Raw genomic sequence first — 6,215 nt, forward strand, 5'->3', positions numbered from 1 at the left:
ATGTTGACGTCCATGACGCCGGCACGATCGCCGAACATGAACAAGGGCTGGCCGCCCTCGACGAGGCCGTCGAGCGAATGGCCCTGCCATGGCATCGAGCGCGGCGTCACCGCGACGATCTTGAAAGCGCTGTCGGTGATGACAAGCACATGGCTGCGGCCCATCGCGCCCTGACGGCTGGTGGTCTCCAGCAGATCCTGTATGGCGCCGGGCACCGTTTCCGAGGTTGTGGCGAGCGAACTGGCCAGCTGGCCCGCCGCCCGCGTCAGGATCGCCTTGGCATTGCGCTCGACATCGTCGCGCTCGTTCATCAGCGACAGCACACGCAGCGCCGCGATGACGATCAGGAAGGTGATGATGAGGACAGGTATTGATCGGCGCAGCAGCGGCTCGGCGGCCAGAAGCCGCCGGTAGGCCGGTTCGGCGATGAGCCGCGTATTCCCGGCAAGACCGTCGCCGCGCGTCTCGCGATGCGCAAAAACCGTCCCTCCGGGCGCGCCCCACGCGTCCGCCTTCGCCATAAATGGCACTCCCCGAATTTGCCTATGCTGCTTGGTGATCCGGCAAACGCCGCACATCCGAATCGTCAGTAAAGAATCAAAGGTGATTCGCCTTGTCCAGTAGTCCGGCGAAAAAAGATTAAAAATCGACTAAAATAATGCCGAAACGGTCCAATGCCGCTTGTGCGCCTGACCGTCTCTGAGGATTGACAAATTGTAGTTTATAAACTACATGATCCTCATGATCGACCTGAAGCAGACGGAAACGTTCCGAAAGTGGTGGACGCGGCTAAGGGATGAGCGCGCTCGGGGTGCGATCTTTGCTCGGCTCGACCGCCTTGCCTATGGGCATCCGGGAGATGTCGAGCCCGTGGGGGAAGGGATAAGCGAGTTGCGTATCCACTACGGCCCGGGCTACCGCGTCTATTTTCAGAAGCGGGGGACCACGATCATCGTCCTTCTGTGCGGCGGCGACAAAGGCACCCAAAAGAAGGACATCACGACGGCGAAACGTCTGGCAAAGGAATGGAGCGAATGAAATGGCTGAGAAACTGACAACCTTTGATCCGGCTGAAGGCCTGACCTCTGATGAGGCCATTGCGGCATTCATGGCGGAAGCATTTGCTTCCGAAGATTCCGGCTATATCGCGCACGCGCTGGGTGTCGTAGCCCGCGCCAAGGGCATGGCCCAAATAGCGAGCCAGACGGGACTTTCGCGTGAACAGCTTTATCGCTCCTTCAGTGAGAACGGCAATCCGACCCTGAAAACGACGATTGCCGTGATGAAGGCGCTTGGGATCGAGTTGACCGCAAAGCCCCAGTCCCATCAGCCGGGACTGATTTAACGGGCGCTTGAAGAAATTGCATATTTACGTCAGCGTGCGCTCGACGATATCCCGCAGATCCGCCGACAGGTTTTCGGCGCCGGCGATCGACAGCAGCGCTTCCCTGGCCTTGGCCTGCCGCAAAGGTTCGAGCGAACGCCACGATCTGAGCGCCGTCGCCAGCCTGGCCGCCACTTGCGGGTTGCGCTTTTCAACCTCGAGCACAGTCTGGGCAAAGAACCAGTAGCCTTCGCCGTCAGCACGATGGAAGCCGGTCTGGTTGGCGCTGGAGAAGGTGCCGATCAGCGAGCGCACCCGGTTCGGATTGCCCATCGAGAAGGCCGGGTGGCTGGTCAGGGCCTTCACGGTGTCGACGGTTTGCGGTCCCGGAACGCTGGCCTGGATCTGGAACCATTTATCCATGACCAGCGGGTCGGACCTATAGGTCGTCTCGAAAGCCGCCAGCGCCTCGACCGCCTCGGGCGAACCGTGGTGACGATGCGCGAGCACGGCAAGTGCTGCCGCGCGGTCGGTCATGTTGGTCGCCGACTGGAAATGCCTGGCGGCGAGTGCTGCTCCACTCGGCTGCAGCGACAGATAATCCAGCAAGGTGTTGCGCAAGGCGCGTCGTCCGGCGCTCGCCGCGTCGGGGCTGAACGCTGCTTTGTCTGCAAGGCCGCGGTAAAGGCCCGAAAAAACGTCCCGGTTCGCAGTGCCGATCGCCAACGCCAGTGCCTCGCGAGCCGCATAGATAGCATCGGGGTCGATGTTCCGGCCGATGTCGCGGGCGATGTCGGCTTCGCCGGGCAATGCCAGCGCCAGTGCTCGATAGGCCGGCTCCAGGGTCTCGTCGCCGGCGATGCTGCCGGCGAGTTCGATCAGCCGCGGTGCAAAGGCCGGCTGCTTGCCGCCGAGGATCTCGCGGAAGGCGGTGATCAGTGCATCGGTCAGCAATGTATTGAAGGCCTGCCAGCGCGAGAAGGCGTCGCTGTCATGGCGGGCGAGAAAGAACTGGTCGTCGGCTTTCTGCTCGACGGACAATGTCACCGGCGCCGAAAAGCCGCGGTTGAGCGACACGGCCGGGCGCTCGGTGACGCCTGAAAACCGCACCATGTGGCGACGCTTGCGGATATGGATGACGCCGTCCTCGACGCTGGCGCCTTCGACGCCGCTATATGGCACAGGCTTGCCGCCGGCGCCGATCAGGCCGAAAGCCAGCGGGATGTGCATCAGCCGCTTGCGGCTTTCGGAGGGTGTCGGCGGTACCGACTGCTCGATTTCGAGCGTGAATTCCTGCGCCGCCGGATTGTGCGTCGAACTGATCGTCAGGTTCGGCGTGCCTGCCTGATGATACCAGAGCGCGAACTGCGACAGGTCGCGGCCGGACGCATCCTCGAACACCTTGATGAAATCCTCGATCGTCGCCGCGTCACCGTCGTGCCGCTCGAAATAGAGGTCCATGCCGGCGCGAAAGACGTCGGCACCGAGAATTGTGCGGATCATGCGCACCACTTCAGAGCCCTTCTCGTAGACCGTGGCGGTGTAGAAATTGTTGATCTCGCGGTAGCGGCGCGGCCGCACTGGATGCGCCAGTGGGCCCTGGTCCTCGGGAAACTGGTGGGCGCGCAAGGTGCGCACTTCGGCGATGCGCTTGACCGCGCGCGAGCGCTGGTCGGCGGAGAATTCGTGGTCGCGGAAAACCGTCAGGCCTTCCTTCAGGCAGAGCTGGAACCAGTCGCGGCAAGTGATTCTGTTGCCTGTCCAATTGTGGAAATACTCATGCGCGATGATCGCCTCGATATTGGCGAAATCGGCGTCCGTCGCGGTCTCCCGGTCGGCCAGCACATATTTGTCGTTGAAGATGTTGAGGCCCTTGTTCTCCATCGCTCCCATGTTGAAGTCGGACACGGCGACGATGTTGAAGACGTCGAGATCGTATTCGCGGCCGAATGCCTCTTCGTCCCATTTCATCGACCGCTTCAGGGCATCCATCGCGTAGCCGGCCAGCTTCTCCTTGCCGGGCTCGACATAGATGCCGAGTTCGACCGTGCGGCCCGACAGCGTGACGAAACTGTCTGCAAGCTGGCCGAGATTGCCGGCCACCAGCGCGAACAAATAGGATGGCTTGGGAAAAGGGTCGTGCCACACTGCATAGTGCCAGCCGTCGCCGAGGTCGCCCCTGTCGACCAGGTTGCCGTTGGACAGGAGCAGCGGCGCTTCGTCACGCATTGCTTCTATGCGCACCGTGTAGACGGACAGGATGTCGGGACGATCGAGGAAATAGGTGATGCGGCGAAAGCCCTCCGCTTCGCATTGCGTGCAGTAGACATTGCTCGAGCGGTAGAGGCCCATCAGGGCTTCGTTGCCCGCCGGCGCCACCTCGGTCTCTATGAGCAACTGGAAGCGACGTGCCGCCGGAGGCTTGAGGATTGTCAACCGGTCAGGCGTCGCCAGCAGATCCGCCGGTTTTACCTTCTTGCCGTCGATCTCGATGCGCTTGAGCGTCAGCCCGTCGCCGTCGAGCACCAACGGTGCCGACAGGGAGACGTCGTCACGACGCTCTATCGTGAGGACGGCGGTGACACGCGTTGCGTCTGGCGAAAGGCGGAAGGTAAGGTCGGTTTTCGGAATGAGGTAGTCGTTGGGGCGATAGTCTTCGAGTTTGAAGACCTGGCCGGTGTCCGTGCGCATTCCGTGGGTTTTCCTGTCGATTGCGTTGGCGGCGGATTGTGTCCGCTGGTCCAAGAAATTTGAAGTCCGCGCTCTTTACACGAAACGGCCCCTCGACAAAACTGAGGCAATGCCTATTTCAGGCGTTCCTTCTCCTGTCATCATCACGAGGCACCCATGACCGTCGTCACACCGAAATTCGGCATGGGCGCATCCGTGCTGCGGCGCGAGGATGCCGCCTTCATCCAGGGCCAGGGCCGCTATACCGACGACATCCAGCCGGCTGGCGTCCTGCATGGCTATGTCCTGCGCTCGCCGGTCGCCAAGGCCAGCTTCACCATCGGTTCGACCGAGGCGGCGAAGACGGCACCTGGCGTCCATCTGGTGCTGACCGGCAAGGATCTTGCCCATCTCGGCGATCTGAAATCCGGCGTCATGCAGGAACAGCCGGACGGCACCAAGGCTCCGACGCGCGACATCCCGATCCTGTGCGGCGACCGCGTCAACTATGTCGGCGATGCCATTGCCTTCGTCGTCGCCGACAGCCGAGCCTTGGCGCAGGATGCCGCCGAACTGATCGATGTCGACTATGACGGCGAAGATGCGGCCTCCGGGACGGCAACGGCATTGGCCGAAGGCACGCCGCTGGTCTGGCCGGAGCTTGGTTCCAACCGCGCCTTCAGCTACCACATGGGCGACAAGAAAAAGAGCGAAGCGGCTTTCGCCAAGGCCGCCCATGTCACCCGCATCGAGTTCGTCAACAACCGGCTGGTGTGCAACTACATGGAGCCGCGCTCCGCGATCGGCGAATGGAACGTCGAGGAGAAGCGCTTCGTGCTGACCACCGGGTCGCAAGGCGTGCACTCCATGCAGTATATCCTGGCCAGCGTGTTCAAGATCAAGAAGGACCAGCTGCGCGTCATCACGCCTGATGTCGGCGGTGGTTTCGGGCCGAAGAGCTTCGTCTACCGCGAATATCCGCTGGTGCTGGAAGCGGCAAAGCGGCTTGGCCGCCCGGTGAAATGGGCCGGTGACCGCACGGAGCACTTCCTGACCGACGCGCAAGGCCGCGACAATTTCGTCACGGCCGAGATGGCGCTCGACAAGGACGGCCGCTTTCTCGGCATGAAGGTGGACCTGCTCGCCAACATCGGCGCCTATATCTCGCAATACGGCCCGTTCATCCCCTATATCGGCGTCACCATGTCGACCGGTGTCTACGATATCCAGGCGCTCGATGTCTCGGTCACCGGCCTTTACACCAACACCTGCCCGGTCGATGCCTATCGCGGTGCCGGCCGGCCGGAAGCGGCGTTCCTGTTGGAAAAGCTGGTCGATGCCTGCGCCCACGATCTCCGCCTGCCTGTCGAGGAGATCCGCCGCCGCAACTTCATCCGGCCGGAGCAATTTCCCTACCGGACGCAAACCGGCCGCCTCTACGACACCGGTGAATTCGAAGGCCATATGGAGCGCGCTATTGAGCAATCCGAATGGAAAGCGTTTCCCGAGCGGCTGGCGCAATCGAAGGCCGGCGGAAAAATCCGCGGCCTCGGCATGGCGACCTATATCGAGGCCTGTGCCTTTCCGGGCTCCGAACCGGCCTTCGTCGAACTCAACGGCGATGGCACGGTGACGCTGAAGATCGGCACCCAGACCAACGGGCAGGGGCATGCCACCGCCTATGCGCAGTTCCTGTCGGAAAAGCTCAATCTCGACATCGACAAGATCCATGTCCGCCAGGGCGATACCGATGAATTGAAAGCCGGCGGCGGCACCGGCGGCTCGCGCTCCATACCGCTGGGGGGTGTATCGGCTTCCCGCGCGGGCGAGGATCTGGCCAACAAGATCAAGCGCCTCGCCGCCGACGAGCTTGAAGCCTCGGCCGGCGACATTGAGCTGTCTGATGGTGTTGCCCGCATCGTCGGCACCGATCGCTCGATCGATTTTTCCGCCATCGCCAAGGCCGCCAAGACGCCGGATGATCTCAAGGGCTTTGGCGAGTTCGTGCAGGACGAATGCACCTATCCCAACGGCACTCATATCTGCGAGGTCGAGATCGATCCCGACACCGGCGCGACCGAGATCGTCCGCTACACCATCGTCGACGATTTCGGCGTCACCGTGAACCCGATCCTGCTCGCCGGCCAGGTGCATGGCGGCGTCGTGCAAGGCATCGGCCAGGCACTGACCGAGGACACCATCTATGGCGAGGACGGACAGC

General features: G+C 62.2%; 4 protein-coding genes and 1 pseudogene. 3 read left to right on the forward strand and 2 right to left on the reverse strand.

Translation table 11 applies throughout. The features are described from left to right. Positions 1-521, reverse strand: a pseudogene (locus EN893_RS14430) (PAS domain-containing sensor histidine kinase); the annotation flags it as partial. Between the two features lie 220 nt (positions 522-741). On the opposite strand from EN893_RS14430, the gene EN893_RS14435 reads away from it, so the two are divergent. Next, positions 742-1,038, forward strand: a complete 297-nt coding sequence (locus EN893_RS14435; RefSeq protein ID WP_127270969.1) for a type II toxin-antitoxin system RelE/ParE family toxin — start codon at positions 742-744, stop codon at positions 1,036-1,038. Position 1,039: 1 nt separating this feature from the next. Beyond that, a complete protein-coding gene (locus tag EN893_RS14440) occupies positions 1,040-1,345 on the forward strand; it encodes an addiction module antidote protein (protein WP_127270971.1) in 306 nt (101 codons plus the stop codon). 24 nt (positions 1,346-1,369) lie between these two features. Here the strand turns inward: EN893_RS14440 and pepN are convergent, their stop codons facing one another. Further along, the gene (gene pepN, locus EN893_RS14445; RefSeq protein WP_127269853.1) at positions 1,370-4,015 is read right to left on the reverse strand and encodes an aminopeptidase N; all 2,646 of its coding nucleotides are present in this window, start codon (positions 4,013-4,015) and stop codon (positions 1,370-1,372) included. Between the two features lie 156 nt (positions 4,016-4,171). Here pepN and EN893_RS14450 point away from each other — a divergent pair. Continuing rightward, a partial coding sequence (locus EN893_RS14450; protein WP_164900866.1) for a xanthine dehydrogenase family protein molybdopterin-binding subunit occupies positions 4,172-6,215 on the forward strand: 2,044 nt, incomplete at its 3' end.

It is taken from the genome of Mesorhizobium sp. M7A.F.Ca.CA.004.04.2.1 (assembly GCF_004022825.1).
Classification (GTDB): Bacteria; Pseudomonadota; Alphaproteobacteria; order Rhizobiales; family Rhizobiaceae; genus Mesorhizobium.

What these genes read in the sequence shown, in the direction of transcription:
- EN893_RS14435 (WP_127270969.1), top strand. Translation starts at nt 742, where the DNA reads ATGATCGACCTGAAGCAGACGGAAACGTTCCGAAAGTGGTGGACGCGG.
- EN893_RS14440 (WP_127270971.1), top strand. Translation starts at nt 1,040, where the DNA reads ATGGCTGAGAAACTGACAACCTTTGATCCGGCTGAAGGCCTGACCTCT.
- pepN (WP_127269853.1), bottom strand. Translation starts at nt 4,015, where the DNA reads ATGCGCACGGACACCGGCCAGGTCTTCAAACTCGAAGACTATCGCCCC.